This is a genomic window from Streptomyces sp. NPDC057638, from assembly GCF_042800315.1.
Classification (GTDB): Bacteria; Actinomycetota; Actinomycetes; order Streptomycetales; family Streptomycetaceae; genus Streptomyces.
This window is the reverse complement of record NZ_JBHVHF010000065.1, coordinates 1-17,394: the sequence shown is the minus strand read 5'-3', so window position 1 is coordinate 17,394 and position 17,394 is coordinate 1. Positions and strand designations below refer to the sequence as shown.

Here is a 17,394-nt window from a genome sequence, read left to right as displayed (position 1 = left end):
GAGACCAGGTCGTCCCGCACCACCCCAGAAGAAAAGGAAGGGCACGGCATGACGAACGCCACCCTGGCCCAGGCCGAACCGCCTCTGGCCTTCGAAGAGGACGACTTCGCTCCGCTCGACGTGCGGGTCGTCGTCGCGGAACACCCGTACGGCAAGCTGATGTGCTCTACCGGTGACGGCTGCGGACCGACGTGCCAGGGCGGGGCCTCCGCCTGCAACTCGTTCGTGGAGGACTCTGCCTGATCAGGCGCTTTCGGTGGATCGGACCGGCCTCGGTCCGGTCCACCGAACCGCTTCCTGCATCCGCGCCGACCGAAGGGGTTCCTCTCCATGACCGCCAACACCGAGGTCGGCTACCGATGGCAGGGCGTGGCTCTGCTCCGCGCCACCACGAGCACGGACACCGCCGACCTGCCCCGCACACTGGACTTGGACAACACCGTGCTGCTCCGAGGCTGGCTCACCCGGACCTGGCAGCGCGATGACGCACGGGAGGCACTGCGGCTTGCCGCGCCGGTGCTGTGCGAGACCGTCGAAGCCGTCGTCCAGGGACAGCAGACCCAGCTCCGGAAGATCCGTCGGGCCGTGCTCTCGGTCGCCTCGTACCTTCTGCGCTGGCAGCACCGCCCCACCCCTCTTGGGCTGTTCGCCGGCACGGCCCCACTCCTCGTCGGGTCGGAGCCTTCGGTCCGATGGGGTACGAAGCCGACGGCGACCGTACGAGCCGACGCCGAGTGGCTCACCGAGATCATCCAGCGCCTCCAGGGAACCCCCGAGCTCCGGGAGCGGCTGCCTGTGATCGCCAACGCACCGGTTCAGATTCGTGATGACCGGCTCGTCGCCCCCGGCCAGCCCGCCGACGCCCATGCGACGCATCTGGCGCCGGAAGAGATAGCCGTCTGGAACACGCGCTCGCTCGCCGCCGCGATGGACGCGGCCCGGGAACCCGTCCCGTACGGAGACCTGCGCTCCCGCCTCCGGACCCGGTTCCCACGGGCCGCTGTCGAGCAGATTGACACCCTGCTCCAGGAGCTGGTCGCGCACCACCTCCTCATCACGAGCCTGTGGGCACCCATGACCACGGTCGATGCCTTCGGGCACCTCTGCACCGAGCTGAGGAAGGCAGACGCGGAGACGGTGGACGGGGAACTGGTGCATGAGTTGTACGCGATTCATCAGGAGCTGTCCGAGGCGCGGTCTGACCGTACGACGCTCAGCGCCACGGTCGAGCGGATGCAAGCGGTCTCCTCAATCACCGCGACCCCGGTTCTCGTCGACACGGCCCTCGACTGCGAGGTCAGGATCCCCCAGCCGGTGGTGGACGAGGCGCAGCGCGCTGTCGCGGCGCTGTATCGCACCACCCCGCAGCCGTACGGCTACCAGCACTGGCGTGACTACCACCATGAGTTCCTGGCCGAGTACGGCACCGGAACGCTCGTCCCCGTTCTGGACCTGGTGTCGGGCACGGGCCTCGGACTGCCCGCCGGCTACACCGGATCCGTCCGCGAGCGGACACCGAAGCAACTGACGGACCGAGACGGGATCCTTCTCGCTTTGGCTCAGGAAGCTGTTATGGCGGGTCGTGGCGAACTGGTCCTCACCGACACCGTGATCGCTGCCTTGGCCGAGGCCGCGGGCACCGACGACCGGAAGCTCGTACCTCGGGTGGAAGTCGCCTTCGAGATCTATTCCACCTCCATCGCGGCACTCGCCCGGGGAGCCTTCCAGCTCCTGATCACCGGCGTACCGAGACCGGGCAGCAGCATGGCTGGCCGCTTCGCCCACCTGCTTCCCGCAGAGCACCGGGCCGCGCTGGCCGCTACGTACACGGACAACACCGGCGGGGTCGCCGCGCAGCTCAGCTTCGCTCCCCGCCGACGACGCAACGAGAACGTCGCCCGCGTCCCGCGCCTGCTCTCCCATGTCATCCCGCTCGCCGAGCACCGCGAGCCGGACGACGGCACGATCCCCCTCACCGATCTCGCCGTCACCGCTGATGACCGCAGCTTGCGCCTTGTGCAGGTCTCCACCGGCAGGCCGATCACCGTACGGGTTCCGCACGCCCTTGAAGCCGCGGTCCAGACCCCGCTGCTGGCCCGGTTCCTCGCCGAGATCGCCACCGCTCGGCACGCCGTCTACAAGCCGTTTGACCACGGCGCCGCCGCCCGCCTGCCGTATCTGCCCCGGGTGTGCTACCGACGCACCATCCTCACCCCGGCTCGCTGGCTACTGAACGCCCAGGATCTTCCAGGTCAGACGGCTACAACGAAGGAGTGGGACCACACGTTCGACGCCTGGCGGGACCGGCTCCGCGTCCCGGAACGCGTCACCATGACCGAACACGACCAGCGCCTCCCGCTGGACCTGACCCACGGCGTCCACCGCCACATCCTGCGCACGCACCTCAACGGAGCCGGTCGCCTGGTCCTGCGCGAAGCACCGGACACCGACGCCCACGGTTGGCTCGGCCGCGCCCACGAGGTCTGGCTGCCGCTCCACTCCACCCATAGGGACGACGGCGATGCCGAGCGCTCTGCACGGACCTCGACCGTCCTGGTCGACAGGGGAGAACTTGACTTACCCGGCGCCGGTACAGTCCTGCGCGCCCAGCTCCACGCCCACCCACGGCACCACGACGAGATCCTCGACCGGCACCTGCCCCGCCTCCTCGAACGCTTCGGTGCCACCCGGCCGATGTGGTGGTTCACCCGCCACCACGACGCCTCCACGTACCTGGACCTGGTGCTTCACATCGAACCCGGCACGTACGGCACGGCGGCCGAACACGTCCATGCGTGGTCCCGCTCTCTCCACGAGAAAGCGATGGTCTCCAGGCTCACCCTGATGGACTTCCGTCCACGCCCGGGTGAGTACGGGCATGGGCCGGCCTTGGCCGCCGCCTACCGGCTGTTCGCCGCCGACTCAGCGGCAGCCCTCGCCCAGATCCGACTCACTGACCAGAACCCCAACCACTCACCTCAAGCCCTGGCAGCGGCCAGCATCCTCGACCTCGTACGACACATCGCCCCCAGCCCCGAAGAGGGGGAGGACTGGCTGATCGAACAGACACCCCAGGGAAGCGGGCGACTGGACCGGCACCTGCGCGAACAGACCCTCGACCTCGCCCCCCTGGGCGACGGGGCCGCGCTCACAGCTTTCCTGGGCGGCACCGGGGTCACTGAGGCATGGACCACTCGTGCCACCGCCATCCGGGACTACCGGCGATCCTTGACCGGCCAGCGGCACCCCCTGACCACCGCTCGCCTGCTGATCCGCCAGCACCACGCCCGCGCCCTCGGACCTGACCCCACCACCGAAGCCACCACGTCACGACTCGCCCGAACCGCAGCCCTGCACCACCGGCACCGGAGGGGAACGCGATGACCGCCCCGGCTACCGAACTCCTCCAGCGAATCACCGACCATCTGGTCGAACCCGCCCCGCCGCCTGCGGACGAGCCCTGGCATGCCCAGTCCCTCGCCGAAGGAGCAGCGGGAATCGCCCTGCTCCACATCGAACGCGCCCGCCTCGGTCTGGCTCCCTGGAAGTACGCCCACCGCTGGATCACCCAAGCGGTGGCCGGAGAGGTCAGCGCAGCCGACACCACCGGTCTCTTCCTCGGGGCGCCGGCCGTTGCCTTCCTCCTCAGCACCACACCCCCGTCGGCCGAGCACCTCTACGCCGACGCGCGGGCCACCCTGCACCGGCACATCACGGAGCTCACCCACCGTCGGACCGACGCGGCGCTCGAACGAATCCACCACGAAGGCCCGGTCTCGTTCGCCGAGTACGACGTCTTCTACGGCCTCACGGGAGTCGGCGCCTACCTCCTGCGCACCGACCCCGGTGGAGCGGCCCTGGAACGAGTCCTCGGCTACCTGGTCGCTCTGACCCGTCCGCCCGGCGAAGACCACCGTGGCCTCCCCGGCTGGTGGGTCGACCACGGCCCGAACCGCGAGCACTCCGCCGACTTCCCGGGCGGGCACGGCAACCTCGGCGTCGCCCACGGCATCACCGGCCCGCTGCTCCTCCTCGCCCAGGCCCTCCGTCGGGGCATCGCCGTCCCCGGCCAGCCCGAAGCCATCCGTACGATCTGCGATCACCTCGGCACCTGGCAGCAGCAGGGCGAAACGGGCCCCTGGTGGCCGGAGCACCTCACCCGCCACGACCTCGCCACCGGCCGCCCCCACCAGCCCGCCCCCGCCCGTCCGAGCTGGTGCTACGGCACCACCGGCGTCGCCCGCGCCGGACAGCTCGCCGGCATCGCCCTGAACGACGCGACACTCCAGGCCGCCCACGAAGACGCTCTCCACCGGGCGCTGACCGACCCCACCCAGCTCGCGAGCATCACAGACAACGGTCTCTGCCACGGATGGGCCGGCATCTACCAAACAGCTGTCCGAGCCGCCCACGACGCGCACGACCCCCGTCTCCGCACTCTGCCCACTCTTCTCGGCACCGCCTTCCGGGCCCGCGTACACCCCGCCGGAGACCGGAACCCAGGCTTTCTGAACGGCGACGCGGGTATGGCGCTCGCCCTGACCACCCTTACCGCGCAGCAGACCCCGACCTCGGGATGGGACGCATGCCTTCTGATCGACTGACCCGGACCGACCCGTCCCAGGCCACGGAAGCGGTTCTCAACGTGCTGGCCGGGACTGCGGTCTCCGAGGCCGCCCGCAAAGCGGAGATGGACCCGTCCGACCTCACCGACGCGGTCGAGCTCTTCCGGCACGCGGGGACCGAGGCCCTTCGGAGCAGCTCGACCGACTCCGAGTGGTGGCAGGTGAACTTCCACTTCGCCGAGTGGCGGATGGCCGAGCTCCACTTCCTGGCCGTGATCATGCCCCTCTTGCGCGCCGCTGAGGCCGCAGGGGACATCGACGGCTGGTGGTACACACGCAAACACCCCTGCTGGCGCCTCCGCATCCGGCTCACCTCCACGAAGCCGACTGCAAGGGCTGCACTGACGGAAGGCTTCGACCGGCTCACCGCCCCGGCCCAGAGCTTCCTCGAACGGTGGTGGACCGCCATCTACGAACCGGAGACCACGGCCTTCGGCGGCGCGGCCGGGATGACGGCCGCGCACCGACTGTTCGTCGCGGACAGCCGGGAGATCCCCCGCATCGACGACCGCCACGACATCCCCCTCGGCCGCCGCGAACTGTCCGTCCTCCTCTGCACCCTGATGATGCGCGCCGCCGGCCTCGAATGGTACGAACAGGCCGACGTCTGGCACCGCGTCATCACCGACGAACACCGCACCCCGGTGAACCTCATGTCGCCGGAGAAGCTCGAAGTCATCACTGCGGACATCGGAACCCTCCTCAGAGCCGACCACGACAGCCTGCTGCGCCCTGGCGGGTCACTCGAACCCGTCAAGGAATGGGCCGCCGCCTTCAGGGAGACCGGCCGATCGCTCGCCGAAGCCGTCCGACTCGGCACACTCGACCGGGGGCTGCGCCGGATTCTCAGCCTCCATGTGATCTTCCACTGGAACCGGATGGGGCTGACCATGCACTCCCAGGGCGTCCTGGCGCTGACCGCCCGCACCGTGATCCTGGGCCAATCACAGGATTCATCCCGGCCTCCGAAGACCTCTTCCGGAGAGTGAGGGCGTCGCCGCCCGGAGCTGGCCGTGAGGGCTCACGGAGGATGCGGTGAGGGCTCACTGAACACTCACTGAGGGCTCAGTGAGCCCTCACGGAGCAATCAGTGATCCCTCCGTGAATCACAAAATCCCAGGTCAAGCGGCATTCAGTGAGCCCTCACGGAGTACTCACGGAGCCCTCAGTGAGTACTCCGTGAGGGCTCATGGTCCGGATCTAGGACCTAGGAACCAGGATCTAGGAACTATTACTGCGGGGTGCAAGCGCCCCCACACCTGCCCACTGTCTGGTTGCCTTCCTCGGGAGACGGCCAAAGCGTCTGGACGAACACGGAAACGGATTGGACCGGCCGGACTTCTCGGCTATCGTCCCTGGTCACCAACCTGGTCCACCTGCGCCGACCATGTCCGTCGCCTACGCCGAGGAGCCGCGATGCCTGCCACGACGCCCTGCTCATCGGTGGTCTGGCCTGCATATCCACCACCCGCGCCGTCGACCGTCAGACCACGCCGCTTTCGCCAACGGGGAACCCAACATCGGGCGTCATTGATCACCAGCACCATTCGCCCGGCGAGTCCCACGACTGAGCCCCTTGCACGATCACTCCTCTCGCCTTCGTCGGAGCTATGGACATCTTCTGGGCCTCCAGCCCAGTGGGCCCGCACCGACCGCCCGGATACCGGGCGATGTGAACTGACCGGCTCACCGCTGACAGACCGGACTGACCGGGAGACTGACCGGCCCCGCCGGACACCGACCGACTGCGGCGACCACCGGCACACCAGCGCCCGACCTGATCGCACTCGCCCCGACCACACGAGCGGCGGTCACCCGGGCGAACATGGCCTCCGCCAGATCGCTGTGGACGCCACCCGTTGGCCAACGACCAGCTGACCGACCGCAGGACGGGGGTGACCGGCCCGGTCACCCCACCCGGGGCACCCGGACACCGAACCCCGGCCCTGTCCGTACCGGATGCCCTCGTGCGCACCACCCCGGCCACCTCGACCGAAGCCGACGCCTGGATCGCCGCCCTCCACCTCCAGTAAGCCGAGCACGGCCCGGACGCGAGCTGAAACGTCCGCCGCACCCCCGCCAGCCGGCCGTGGACCCTGCACCACCCGGCCTTCGCCCTCGACTACGCCGCCGAGATGCTCCGAGAGCTCCGGCGACCGCCCCCGGAGAGCCGCCGATGAACCGCCCTGAACCGGCCGACACCACCACACTGCTGGAGGGAGGCGACTGCCCGGCACGAGGCCGAGCAAGCTATATCGTCCGAAACTCCTTGGCAGCCCAGGGCCGCCAAGGAGTTTCGGGCGCGCATGCCCCACCCCGAACGGGGCGGGAAAACCCTTTCGGCACTAGGGACGGGGGGAGAAAGGCTGCGACCGGGGGCGGACCGTAGCCAGGGCAGGACAACCTGTTGCCTCCGCTGCGGAGCGTCCGCGCCTGCTTTAGGTCGTTCAACGCGTCCGCGTCATCCTCGTCATCCGCCTCACCGCCGACGAAACTTGCGACCATCCAGTAGGTCGGCCCGTGCGGTCGAGCTGACGGCAGCCGCTTTCCGCCGTAGCCAACGCCGTCCTTGCCCGCATCCACGGCGACGTCCGCGTGTGGCTGACCGAGCAGCGGGCCCTGGCCGAGGAACTGATGACCGCCGGTCGTTTGCTTGAGCCGGGGGCGACCTCAATCAGATGGCAAGGATTTAAACTCCAGCTAGCCCAGTCAAGGCGTCGACAGGGGCGGTCGAACGAGTGCTGTGGAAACCAGAGCATCCAGCCCGTCACTCGAACAGAGTCAGCCTTGCTGGCACAGCCGGGAGCAGGCCCAATGACTTCAGTATGCGTCCGGTATCAGCCCCGTCGATGATCATGTAGGAGCGAGGGCGCCGGGCGTCATGGGCGTAGGCGTCCATCATGCCAACCACGCCCGTCTTAATCTGATGACAATGCTGTAGAACGAGTAGCTCCGCGGGCTCGGTGAACAGCCGGTCGATTTGGTCGCCATTCTTGCCCAGTGCCCTGACGTCCATGGCGCGAGGGTAGCTGGGTCCCTTGAACAGCCAGGCGGCCGACATCTGACGTCCACGGGAGAACACCCGTGATGTGTAGAGATCGGAACGCTCGCCACCCCAGTCCTTGGGAACGTACGGTTCGCCGATCAGCTTGGCGAAGGCGTGCTTCACTGCGTTCTCCGGCACGTGTAGGACTGCTTCACGCTCAGCTTCTGTGAGGGGAGAAGCGAAGTCGATCCCGCTGAACTGGCCGATATCGCCGGGATACACCCGTGCTCCCGGTGCCGAGCCTTCGGCGGCGAGGTGGTCATCGACGAACGACCTGACCCCGATGAAGACTGGCCTGAGCTCAACTTTCGCTGCGCTGAGATCAGTGACCGTTCCGATCAGATAGGCCTGCCTGTGCCCGGTGAGACTGCCAGTCGCGGATGAGCTGGCGGTTCTTGCCGAGTTGAATGTGCCGGTGACGTGCACCGGCTTGCCCGCGTCAAGCACTGCTGTGAAGCCGACCGGTTTGAAGCCTGGGGCGTCTTGGTCGCGGTTCCTCTGAAACGCAAATGCCAGTTCAGCGCCGACGACCTGCCCCGTGCGTAGGTCCTGTTCCAGGACGCATCTCGCCAGCTCGCGGACTCCCAGCGAGGAGAGCGCCTCGGCCAGTTCTGTGGCAAGCACATAGGGCAACGCTGCCTCGGGATCGCTCCTGCGGGCAGCCCGTGCTCGCGCGGACTCCGTCCGCTGGTCACCGAGGAGGGACTGAACTTGGTCCTGGTGCAGGAAGTACGGCTCTAGCGAGATGCGCGTCATCGACGACATGATCCTTTTAGCTGGGACGGACCAGACTCACTGCCTGGCGATGGCGGGATGGCGTGGCAACGCTCACGGGATGTCTTCAAGTAGACGGAGGAACTCGTTCACGTCCTGAGGCCGGTCAGTCGGCTTGTGCTGGGTTGCCTCCGCTACTACGGCTCGCCATGGTCCATGTGAGGGCAGTAGCGGGAGGTTCTGCGCCGGACGCTCCCCGGTCAGGATTGCTGCGATGAGCCGTCCGATGCTGTAGATATCGGCGGTGGCCGCCACGTTATGGGGGTTTCCGGATGACACCTCCGGCGCCGCGAATCCCTCGGACCCGAAGCCGGTGCCGGTCTGAGTCCGGCGCGGAACGCTAGTCTCCCCTCGGGGCTGGCGGCCCAGCCCCCAGTCCGCCACGACCCACTTGCCGTTGAGGAGCAGGACGTTCGCTGGCTTGATGTCGCGATGAATTCGGTCGTCGGCGTGCGGGCCGCGCAGTCCTTCGCAGACTGCAGTGACGAGGTCCCGGAGGGCACCGGTCTCTCGCCTTAGACGTTCTGCGTGGCTGGCCGCGCTACCACTCGCAAGCGGCATGACGAACCACCGCCTGTCTGGGTCAGAGTCAAGTACCGGCATGACGTTTGGGTGTTCTCCGTAGAGGTGCCCGATGAAGATCTCGCGGCCCATGCGGTGTACAGAGTCCTCATCGCCGTAGCGGAGCTGCTTCAGAGCGACAGGGATGCGGGTGTACTTGTGCACGCCGCCGTAGACCGCTCCCTGGCCGCCTTCCGCAAGCGACTCCTGATCCCTTTCGTAGTCCGATTTCGCCCCACGCTTGAGCCACCGCACAGCGGCCCACGGCGCGACGTCCCCGGCGCCCGTCATGGCCTCGTCGTTGAGAAAGTCTTGGGCGACTTTGATGACGTGGTCACGGAAGGCCCCGTCCCGTTGCGCTCCGAGGATGGCCGCCAGTGGCCTGGCAGTCGGATGTGGAGCGAGCTCGACGGTAAGACGGCGTGCCTCGTCACCTTGAGCAGCTCGTCGGCATGCGCGCTGGTCGCTGTGCTCTTGCCGGGCAGCCTGCAGATCAGGATGCGGAGCCCATCCACGGGGTGGCAGGACCACGCGAGCGTCGCGGAAGTCGCATTCGAGGATGATGCACCCGTTGCGTGCAAGCTCAGCGGCTATGCCTTCGGCACGAGCGCCGAAGGTGGTGACAGCGGATTGCCACCGGCGGGGGCTGTTGGTGGCGAAGGCCCACTGCCTGTCGGTCAGGCCGGACGGGCGGTGAGGCGCCGGAAAGCCTTCCGGCTCCAGAGTGACGCGCGTGAACTTTGGATTGCCGTTGCGGTCGGTGCTGTAGTTGCCGTCGGGCCGAGGGACGGCATATGTGGTCAGGCCTGGGTAGACGCTGAGGTGGCGCATCGCGAAGCCGCGTGGGCGGGAGCGGGCGGTCATGCTGGCTCACGGTACCCGTTGCCGGTCAGCCAGGCGCGGAGCAGTTCGACACGCGGAGTGTGCTCGTCATAGCCGACAATGACAGGTTCCTCGTTGTACGGGCTGGAGTCAGAGCTGCGGCGCAGCTTGACGTATTCGCCGCAGGCACCGATGGCATAGGATTCCATGTCGTCTTGCAGTGCCCCGATGACGGTGATACCGCTCTCCCCGCCGATCTGCCCGAGTAGGGCGACGGCTTCGCGGCGGTGCTGCTTACCGAGGTTGCGGCCGAGTTCGTCCAGAACGAGTACCAGTGGACGGCCCGTGCCGCTTGCAGCAGCGGCGGCGCACACGAGCTTGATCGCCCGATCATCGATCTGTGCGGTGTTGGCTCGCCGGTTGTAGGGGATGTGTCGCCGCCCGTGGGCGCGTCGCCAAATCGGCGTGACCTTCCAGCCCCAGTGCTCGGTGGGGTCGGCTGGCGGCGGAGGTTCGTCGTACAGGAGCGATGCCCCGTACCCGCCGTGAGCCGTATCGAGCCGGTCGAACTCGGCCTTTACGTCCTCCAGCTTCTTCTTGATAGCGGAGGTGAGCGCTCCTCGGTAGGCCCGGCTGGCCTGGACCGCCTCCTCATGACCAATCCGCGCGGCGTCGAGGCTCTCGTAGCGCTCTTTGCGCTGCCTGACGATCTGCTGACGCTCGTACTGGTCGCTGTCATCATGCTGGCGCAGGTAGACGTGGAGTGCATGGCGCAATGGAACGAAAGCAGCCTGTGCCCGTCGGCTGCCGTCGGCTCCGCGCTGGCTGAACTCTTTCAGCAGGCCAGTGATCTCCATCGGCATGTTGTCAGAAGCAGCGGAAGGGAAACACTTGGATATCGCGATACTGATCGGATCTCTGGCCTCCTCCCACCAGTTCTCGGCAGTCCAGGACTGCTGGTTGTCGGGCAGGGCGAGCAGGTGCTCGCTGGCAGAGTCGAGAGTGCCATCCCATTGGGAGGTTAGTTCCGGAAGACCGAGCTGCGACTGCTCCTTCTTGAGATTCTCGCGCTTCGCTCGCAGATTCTTGGTTGTGTTGTCGAGGCTGGTCTTTTGACCCTGCAGAGACTGAATCTCCTTCTGACGGAAGCCATCCAGGCGGAGCACATCGTTCCGTTCGGCTGTTGCAGAGGTCAGAGCTTGGGCGAGTTTCGCCTGCTCGTCCCGCATGGCCTGATCTCGCTTCCGCAGGTTGCCAATCTGTACGTCCAATTGGTTTGCCTCGACTGCGGCTCTTGCGCCCTTCTGTCGACGCTCAGCAGCGGTAACCTGCTGGCTGGCAGCCTTCCATCTTCCCTCGGCCTGCTGATGCTGTTCGGATTCCTGGCGAACGAGCTCCTGTGCGGCGGCGATGCGGGCGGCTCGGCCGGTCACAGGTCTGGGAAACCCGCCGATGATCACGATGCCTGCGTCGTCGTGGACTCGGTCAGGGTTGGCGCGGGGAGTAGCTCGCACGTCAATGGCTGCGAGGAAGCCGCTCAGATCGTACTGCGGGTTGGCGTTGCGCGGGAGGTCGACGTGCCCCGCACTCGCGATGAGATTGGCGGCGATCAGGGTCGACCCAGGTATGTCTGCCAAAAGTGCGCCAGCCCTGTCAAGATCGTCCGAGTCCACGACAGTCGCCTCACGGTACGGCCAGAGGGCTGGCTCCCACTTTGGCCTTTGTTGCGCGTTGAGGACAACTGCGTCAAGCAGGCAGATCCCACTGATTCCCTCGGCTGCGAGGACGTCGATCTGCTGCCGGGCCAAATCTCTGCCGCTTTCCGCGTCCTGCAGGCTTGTTTCGGCGTCGGAGAGCGATTTCTCTGCCACTCCAACTGCCTTGACTGATTCTTCCAGCTCAGTGTCCGCGGCGGCGCGTTCCTGGTTGGCGGTTGGCTCGTCACGGCCATCAGCGTCACGGGCTGTTTCCCTGACCGCGCGCAGTCGACGGTCGGTCTCCTCGATCTGATGTTCCAGCGTTGCAATCTGTTTACTCAGCTCGCGTTCTTCGCCGTCGAGCCTGCTGAACGTGCTTTCTGCATCCTGCTGCCGTCGTGCGAATGCCTTGTCATCGGCCAGCTCCGCCACCTGTCTGACTAGCGTTTGTGCTGTGCGACTGGCCTTCTCAGTATCGGTATCAATGCCAGCGATCTCGGCCTGGATTTCGGCGTCGCGCCGGAGGGCATCGCACAACAGCCGTGCCGTGCGCGACCGCCAGCGGTCAGCAGCTTCCGCGAGGTGCCCACGCGCCTGGTCTCGGGCATCGATACCCTCCTCGGTGACCTGGGCGCTTTTCTCCCAGGTGGCCAGATCAGACTCGGTGGCCTGGGCCTTCTGGAGGAGGTCGTACTCGCGGCGGCGTGCCTGCCGTTCCGTCTCCAGCTCGCGGTCGATGCCAGTGAGCGCTGCGATCGCCTCGAAAATCCGCCGCTCGGAGATCTCGTTGAGCGGTTGGGCGAGCAGGTTTGGGGCGGCGCTGGCCCGCACCGATGTCGACAAGAACGACACGCATCGCACGTGCTCTCCGTAGAGTGTCCGCGGAAGATCACGGGCCGCTACGTCCTGCTTCCTAGCCCGCGGGGGCAGGGATTGCCAAACCAAGTCAGCGGCTTGTTCTCGCTTGGCCTCGCTCTCCCCGGCTGGTAGATGCAGCCCGTCCTGCCAGCGCAGCTTCAGTCGGGGCCCTTTTTGGCTCCTGCGGTCGATCCGGATCCACACGGTCAGAGCCCTGGCTTGAAGCTGATCAAGAGTTCCGGCGGTGGGTGCGAATACGCCGATGACATACCCATGGTCTGCGTTGCCCCAACGGTCTTCACCACCGGCGTCCTCCGAGTTGAACAGTAGGTCGACTGCGGCAGGCGCGCCGGAGCCGAATCTCCACTGCTCATCGGCATGCAGCAAGCTGATCTGGGCCAGAAGCGACGATTTTCCTGCCCCGTTGGAATCTTTCGGCCCCTGCCCGGCCACGGCAATAAGAGTGCCAGCGGCAATCGGGATGGGATGCATGGACAGCCGGGAGACCCGCACGCTCTGTAGGCCGACAAGGACACGGTCACCGACGATGTCCTCTTCTTGTGGTGTGCTGTCGCTCATGAACCGCTCCTTGGGGAAATCGTCACTTCCTGGGGGCGGCCCAAGCTCCGGCGGACCGCGATCGATGTTGCGAGCGCGGTATCCGGGCCTACGGCCAGGATTAGGTTCTCTTGCAGGCGCTGGCGCGCAGCGGGAGTGAGCCGATGCAGCGCCGGCCCAGGGACGTAGGAGGCGCCGGTAGTCTCGGGATCAGAGCCGCGCACCTGGCGGACCAACCCGGCTGCGCGCAGCCACTGCAAGGCATCGGACAGGCGCCGCTGCCCGTGAACCTGCGAGAGCTTTCGCAGGCGGGTCGGTGTGGTCGGATGGGGCGACTGCCAGTCGTCCCCGATCAGATGCCCTTCTGCCCGGGGGATCGCGACCGAGTGGATCAGCACCAAGATCAGCGCAGCTCGTTCCAGAGGCTCCAATATCCCCCAGCCCTTCGCCACTAGTTCTGCGGCTATGTCGTCCCGGTACCCCGATGTCCACAGGTTGGCACCAGCGTGCACGAGCGTGCGGCCGGTCCTTTGCAGTATCTGGTCAAGCAGGTGACGTAGCGTCGCGTCTCGAAGTGCCGGCAGCGCGGCCTCACTGGCAGGTTCGCTTCCGTACTCCAGAGCGGCCCAGGCTGAGACCAGTGCGTCGCGCTCCTTGTCGCCGAGCGGCTGGAGTTGATCATCGAACAAGCCGCTCATCGGTCCAGCTCCCGGTCGGGCCGCGGGAGTGGCAGCCCCCGGCACAGCTCCCGCAGCGCCGGTAGGTCCTGCTCCGGCCAGGTAGCCACCCGGGGGCCGAGGTAAACCCTCTGGGCCTCGGCATCGATTTCCAACCACCAGCTGGTATGTAGGCGTCGGAGTGCCCCCGTTCCGAGGCGGTGCAACACCTCTTCCCCGCGTCCGGGAATGAGCTGGTCCACTACATCCAGCACCTCGCGCGTTGTCGCCGACTGCCCTGGCCACGGGCTGGTTTGTACGTCTGGCCAGCAGCAGCGAAGCGCTGCTGCCAAAACCCGGCTGGTCTCGTTCGGGAACTCCACTGGGAGCACCTGCATCCGCAGCTCACGCAGCACGGCCGGCGTCACGTCGTCGGGCGGGCGGGGCAGCAACCAACAATGCTCACTGTCCCGCTCCACCAGCCGCAGCATGCCTGCAGGGATTGTGGTTGCTGACGGTACGCGGAGCGGGCCTTCGGCTCGAGCCCTCGCCCACCACAGCGCCGCCTCTGTACTACTCACGCAGTCTCCGCTCTCGCTCGAACACCCCTGGGGTAAGCCAGGACGGCACGCTGCCCGCCTGTACCTGGACCGGGCCAGACCATGCCAGCCGGTAGCCGAGTCGGTCGTTGTTGCTCGCGGCGACTAGGTCGGCGAGCACGCGGCGTGCCGTCACCCAATCCATGCCCGACAGAATTTGCTCGACCGCAACAGAGTCCCCGCCGCCGAGCACCTCCTCGGCGACTTCTACCAGTCGCTCGGCCTCCGAGTCTGGGCGTTCCTGGAACGGCTGCTCATCGCTATCGGGAACCCGGGAACGCGGCGGCGTGGAACGGCTGCCGCTTGGCTGCGGTCTGCCGACAACGACCTCTGTCAGGTCGGAGACGTCGTGCCATGGGGCAGGCGCGTCGAAGACTTGATCAGCTAGTACTGCTGCGAGCTCATCCACGGTTGCCCGCCGCGCAAAGCGCCGCCACATCTCGGGTGGTAGCAGGTTCAGCGCCCTCGTGGTCCCCGCTGCGGTCATCAGGCGTGCCGACGCGTTCGTCGAAGCATCTTCGTAGGCTGCGATCGCCGATCGCAGCTCCCCGCATTTGCGGCTGAGTTCCGGCCAGGAGGCCAGCAAGATCTCATGTACCGCAGAGGCCTGGTCAATGAGCGCCTTCGCGTTCCACAGGAGCGGCGCGCGTTCCCGAAGAGCCTCCACGGTGCCGCCGACGGTCAGTGCCACGAGCTCGGCGACCAGGAGCCGAAGCGCCGTGGTTACCCCGATGACTACCTCGAGGGCTTCCTCGGCTGTACCTTGCCCGCCCTCTAGTCTGATCTTCTCCATCGTCAGAAGCTGGTGCAATTCAGACTGACCCCCGCGGGCCAGCATCCGCTGGACGAACAACATTGACACGTAGCTGGTGAACGAGGCCCGGAACTCGTGCTGGTAGGGCTTGTCGAATGCGGGCTGGATCGCGCCGAGCTTCTTCAGGACGCCCAGGCGATTTTCGATCACTTCGTCCGGAAAGGCGGCGCATGCCGCCCTGATCTGCTCTACTGTCAGCCCGTCCTCGCCCGCGCGGGCAAACGCAGCAAACAGCGTGTTCGCCAGCCGGAACAAGACCGCGTCATCGATAGCCGCGTCAGCCCGGCGCGCAAGGACGGCGACAATCTGCCCAAACACAGAAGCGACGGCCTGCTCGGCCGCCACTGTATCCAGTCCAAACTGCTCGTCCGCCACTGAACCGCCCCTGGTTGTGTCCTGACTCTAGAGTTGGGGTTCCACCTCGGTTTGCCTGAGGGAGGTGTAACTCTGATGCGTTCGACGGTCGTGCATGAGGAGTTGGCCGCTCCAGGTCGATCTCGTTGCTTCCAGTCCCAACCACAGCACGCAGGGTAGCTGATCTGATAGGAGGGTCGGGGCGTATTGCGATCACGGTCATGCCAGGGCTGTGGTCGATGCCGAGGTCGTGGTGCTCAAACTAAGCAGGGTCTGCGTATACCCAAGGGCGACCTGTTGGTCAGGGTGGTGTGCGAGTCCGAGCTTGAACCGAGCAGCGGTACCGAGCTCTTCGGACGAGACCTTCGGGTCTCAGGAGACTGGAGCAACCGACACCTTCAGGGCCGTGCCAGCAGGGACATCCCAGGGACTTTTCAGGGACTTCCACGCCTGTCCCAGGGCCGATCCAGGGACTTTCCGCCGTGCAAGCAGGGAAGGCCTTGACAGCGCTGAAAGAAACAAAAGCGCTGGTCAGGGCCGACCCGTCACAACGGGCTCAGCACTCGATGATGTTCACCGCGAGCCCGCCCCGCGCCGTCTCCTTGTACTTGACCGACATGTCCGCCCCCGTCTCCTTCATCGTCTTGATGACCTTGTCGAGGGAGACCTTGTGGCTGCCGTCGCCGCGCATCGCCATGCGGGCCGCCGTCACGGCCTTGACCGCCGCCATGCCGTTGCGTTCGATGCAGGGGATCTGGACGAGGCCGCCGACGGGGTCGCAGGTCAGGCCCAGGTTGTGTTCCATGCCGATCTCGGCCGCGTTCTCGACCTGTTCGGGGGAGCCGCCGAGGACCTCGGCGAGGGCGCCCGCGGCCATGGAGCAGGCGGAGCCGACCTCGCCCTGGCAGCCGACCTCGGCGCCGGAGATGGAGGCGTTCTCCTTGAAGAGCATGCCGATGGCGCCCGCCGCGAGGAGGAAGCGGACCACGCCGTCCTCGTCGGCGCCGGGGACGAAGTTCATGTAGTAGTGCAGGACGGCGGGGATGATCCCGGCGGCGCCGTTGGTGGGGGCGGTCACGACGCGGCCGCCCGCCGCGTTCTCCTCGTTGACGGCCATGGCGTAGAGGGTGATCCACTCCATGGCGCGGGCCAGCGGGTCGCCCTCGGCGCGCAGCTGGCGGGCGGAGTGGGCGGCGCGGCGGCGGACCTTGAGGCCGCCGGGGAGGATGCCCTCGCGGGCCATGCCCCGGGAGACGCAGGCGCGCATCACGGACCAGATGTCGAGCAGGCCCTCGCGGATCTCCTCCTCGGTGCGCCAGGCCTTCTCGTTCTCCAGCATCAGGGAGGAGATCGACAGGCCGGTCTCGCGGGTGAGGCGGAGCAGTTCGTCGCCGGTGCGGAAGGGGTACTTCAGGACGGTGTCGTCGAGCTTGATCCGGTCCTCGCCGACGGCGTCCTCGTCGACGACGAAGCCACCGCCGACGGAGTAGTACGTCTTCTCCAGCAGAAGCGTTCCGTCACCGTCGTAGGCGAAGATCGTCATTCCGTTGGCGTGGTACGGGAGGGTCTTGCGGCGATGCAGGACCAGGTCCTCGTCGAAGGCGAAGGCGATCTCCCGGGTGCCCAGCAGGGAGAGCTTCCCGGTGGTCCTGATCGTCTCGACCCGGTCGTCGGCGCCCTCGACGTCGACGGTCCTGGGAGAGCTGCCCTCCAGGCCCAGCAGGACCGCCTTGGGGGTGCCATGGCCATGGCCGGTGGCGCCGAGGGAACCGTACAGCTCGCAGCGGACGGTCACGGTCGTGTCCAGGAGGCCCTCGTTCCGCAGCCTGCGGGCGAACATCCGCGCCGCCCGCATCGGACCGACCGTGTGCGAGCTGGAGGGGCCGATGCCGATCGAGAACAGGTCGAAGACCGAGATGGCCACGGGGAACTCCTAGGGGTTGGTAGACGCCGTCGTCTGCCGGGGTCTTACGGGTGGTGCCGGGGTGGTACCGGGTCCTACATGGAGGGGGGCACCGCGCACACCGTCC

The 17,394-nt window shown here is 67.0% G+C and carries 11 protein-coding genes; 5 read left to right on the top strand and 6 right to left on the bottom strand.

Annotated elements, in window-relative coordinates; genetic code table 11:
- Positions 1 to 48 precede the first annotated feature (48 nt).
- The 5 genes from ACFVIM_RS12355 (at position 49) to ACFVIM_RS12335 (ending at position 6,658) form a co-directional block, all read left to right on the top strand.
- Positions 49 to 243, top strand: coding sequence for an FxLD family lanthipeptide (locus ACFVIM_RS12355; protein ID WP_362373269.1), 195 nt, complete (start codon positions 49 to 51; stop codon positions 241 to 243).
- 87 nt (positions 244 to 330) lie between these two features.
- The gene (locus ACFVIM_RS12350; protein ID WP_384300637.1) at positions 331 to 3,384 is read left to right on the top strand and encodes a lantibiotic dehydratase; all 3,054 of its coding nucleotides are present in this window, start codon (positions 331 to 333) and stop codon (positions 3,382 to 3,384) included.
- Positions 3,381 to 4,604, top strand: coding sequence for a lanthionine synthetase C family protein (locus ACFVIM_RS12345; protein ID WP_384300636.1), 1,224 nt, complete (start codon positions 3,381 to 3,383; stop codon positions 4,602 to 4,604). The genes ACFVIM_RS12350 and ACFVIM_RS12345 overlap by 4 nt, the downstream gene beginning before the upstream one ends.
- Complete coding sequence (locus ACFVIM_RS12340; RefSeq protein WP_384300635.1) at positions 4,586 to 5,614, top strand: thiopeptide-type bacteriocin biosynthesis protein; 1,029 nt, start codon at positions 4,586 to 4,588, stop codon at positions 5,612 to 5,614. Before ACFVIM_RS12345 ends, ACFVIM_RS12340 begins: the two co-directional genes overlap by 19 nt.
- A gap of 870 nt (positions 5,615 to 6,484) precedes the next feature.
- Positions 6,485 to 6,658 (top strand): hypothetical protein, encoded by a 174-nt coding sequence (locus tag ACFVIM_RS12335; protein ID WP_384300634.1) that lies wholly within the window; start codon positions 6,485 to 6,487, stop codon positions 6,656 to 6,658.
- 734 nt (positions 6,659 to 7,392) lie between these two features.
- Here the strand turns inward: ACFVIM_RS12335 and ACFVIM_RS12330 are convergent.
- The 6 genes from ACFVIM_RS12330 to ACFVIM_RS12305 form a co-directional block, all read right to left on the bottom strand.
- Positions 7,393 to 8,427 (bottom strand): hypothetical protein, encoded by a 1,035-nt coding sequence (locus tag ACFVIM_RS12330; RefSeq protein ID WP_384300633.1) that lies wholly within the window; start codon positions 8,425 to 8,427, stop codon positions 7,393 to 7,395.
- A gap of 72 nt (positions 8,428 to 8,499) precedes the next feature.
- Positions 8,500 to 9,870 carry a serine/threonine-protein kinase gene (locus tag ACFVIM_RS12325; protein WP_384300632.1) on the bottom strand — a complete coding sequence of 457 codons (1,371 nt, stop codon included), beginning with the start codon at positions 9,868 to 9,870 and terminating at the stop codon, positions 8,500 to 8,502.
- Positions 9,867 to 12,962, bottom strand: coding sequence for a hypothetical protein (locus ACFVIM_RS12320; protein WP_384300631.1), 3,096 nt, complete (start codon positions 12,960 to 12,962; stop codon positions 9,867 to 9,869). The genes ACFVIM_RS12325 and ACFVIM_RS12320 overlap by 4 nt, the downstream gene beginning before the upstream one ends.
- Entirely contained in the window at positions 12,959 to 13,639 is a 681-nt protein-coding gene (locus ACFVIM_RS12315) for a hypothetical protein (protein ID WP_384300630.1), read from the bottom strand. The genes ACFVIM_RS12320 and ACFVIM_RS12315 overlap by 4 nt, the downstream gene beginning before the upstream one ends.
- A 531-nt stretch (positions 13,640 to 14,170) precedes the next feature.
- Positions 14,171 to 15,385: a hypothetical protein gene (locus ACFVIM_RS12310; protein ID WP_344472750.1), complete on the bottom strand. Its 1,215-nt coding sequence runs from the start codon at positions 15,383 to 15,385 to the stop codon at positions 14,171 to 14,173.
- Positions 15,386 to 15,920: 535 nt separating this feature from the next.
- Complete coding sequence (locus ACFVIM_RS12305) at positions 15,921 to 17,288, bottom strand: L-serine ammonia-lyase (RefSeq protein ID WP_384300629.1); 1,368 nt, start codon at positions 17,286 to 17,288, stop codon at positions 15,921 to 15,923.
- Positions 17,289 to 17,394: the final 106 nt, after the last annotated feature.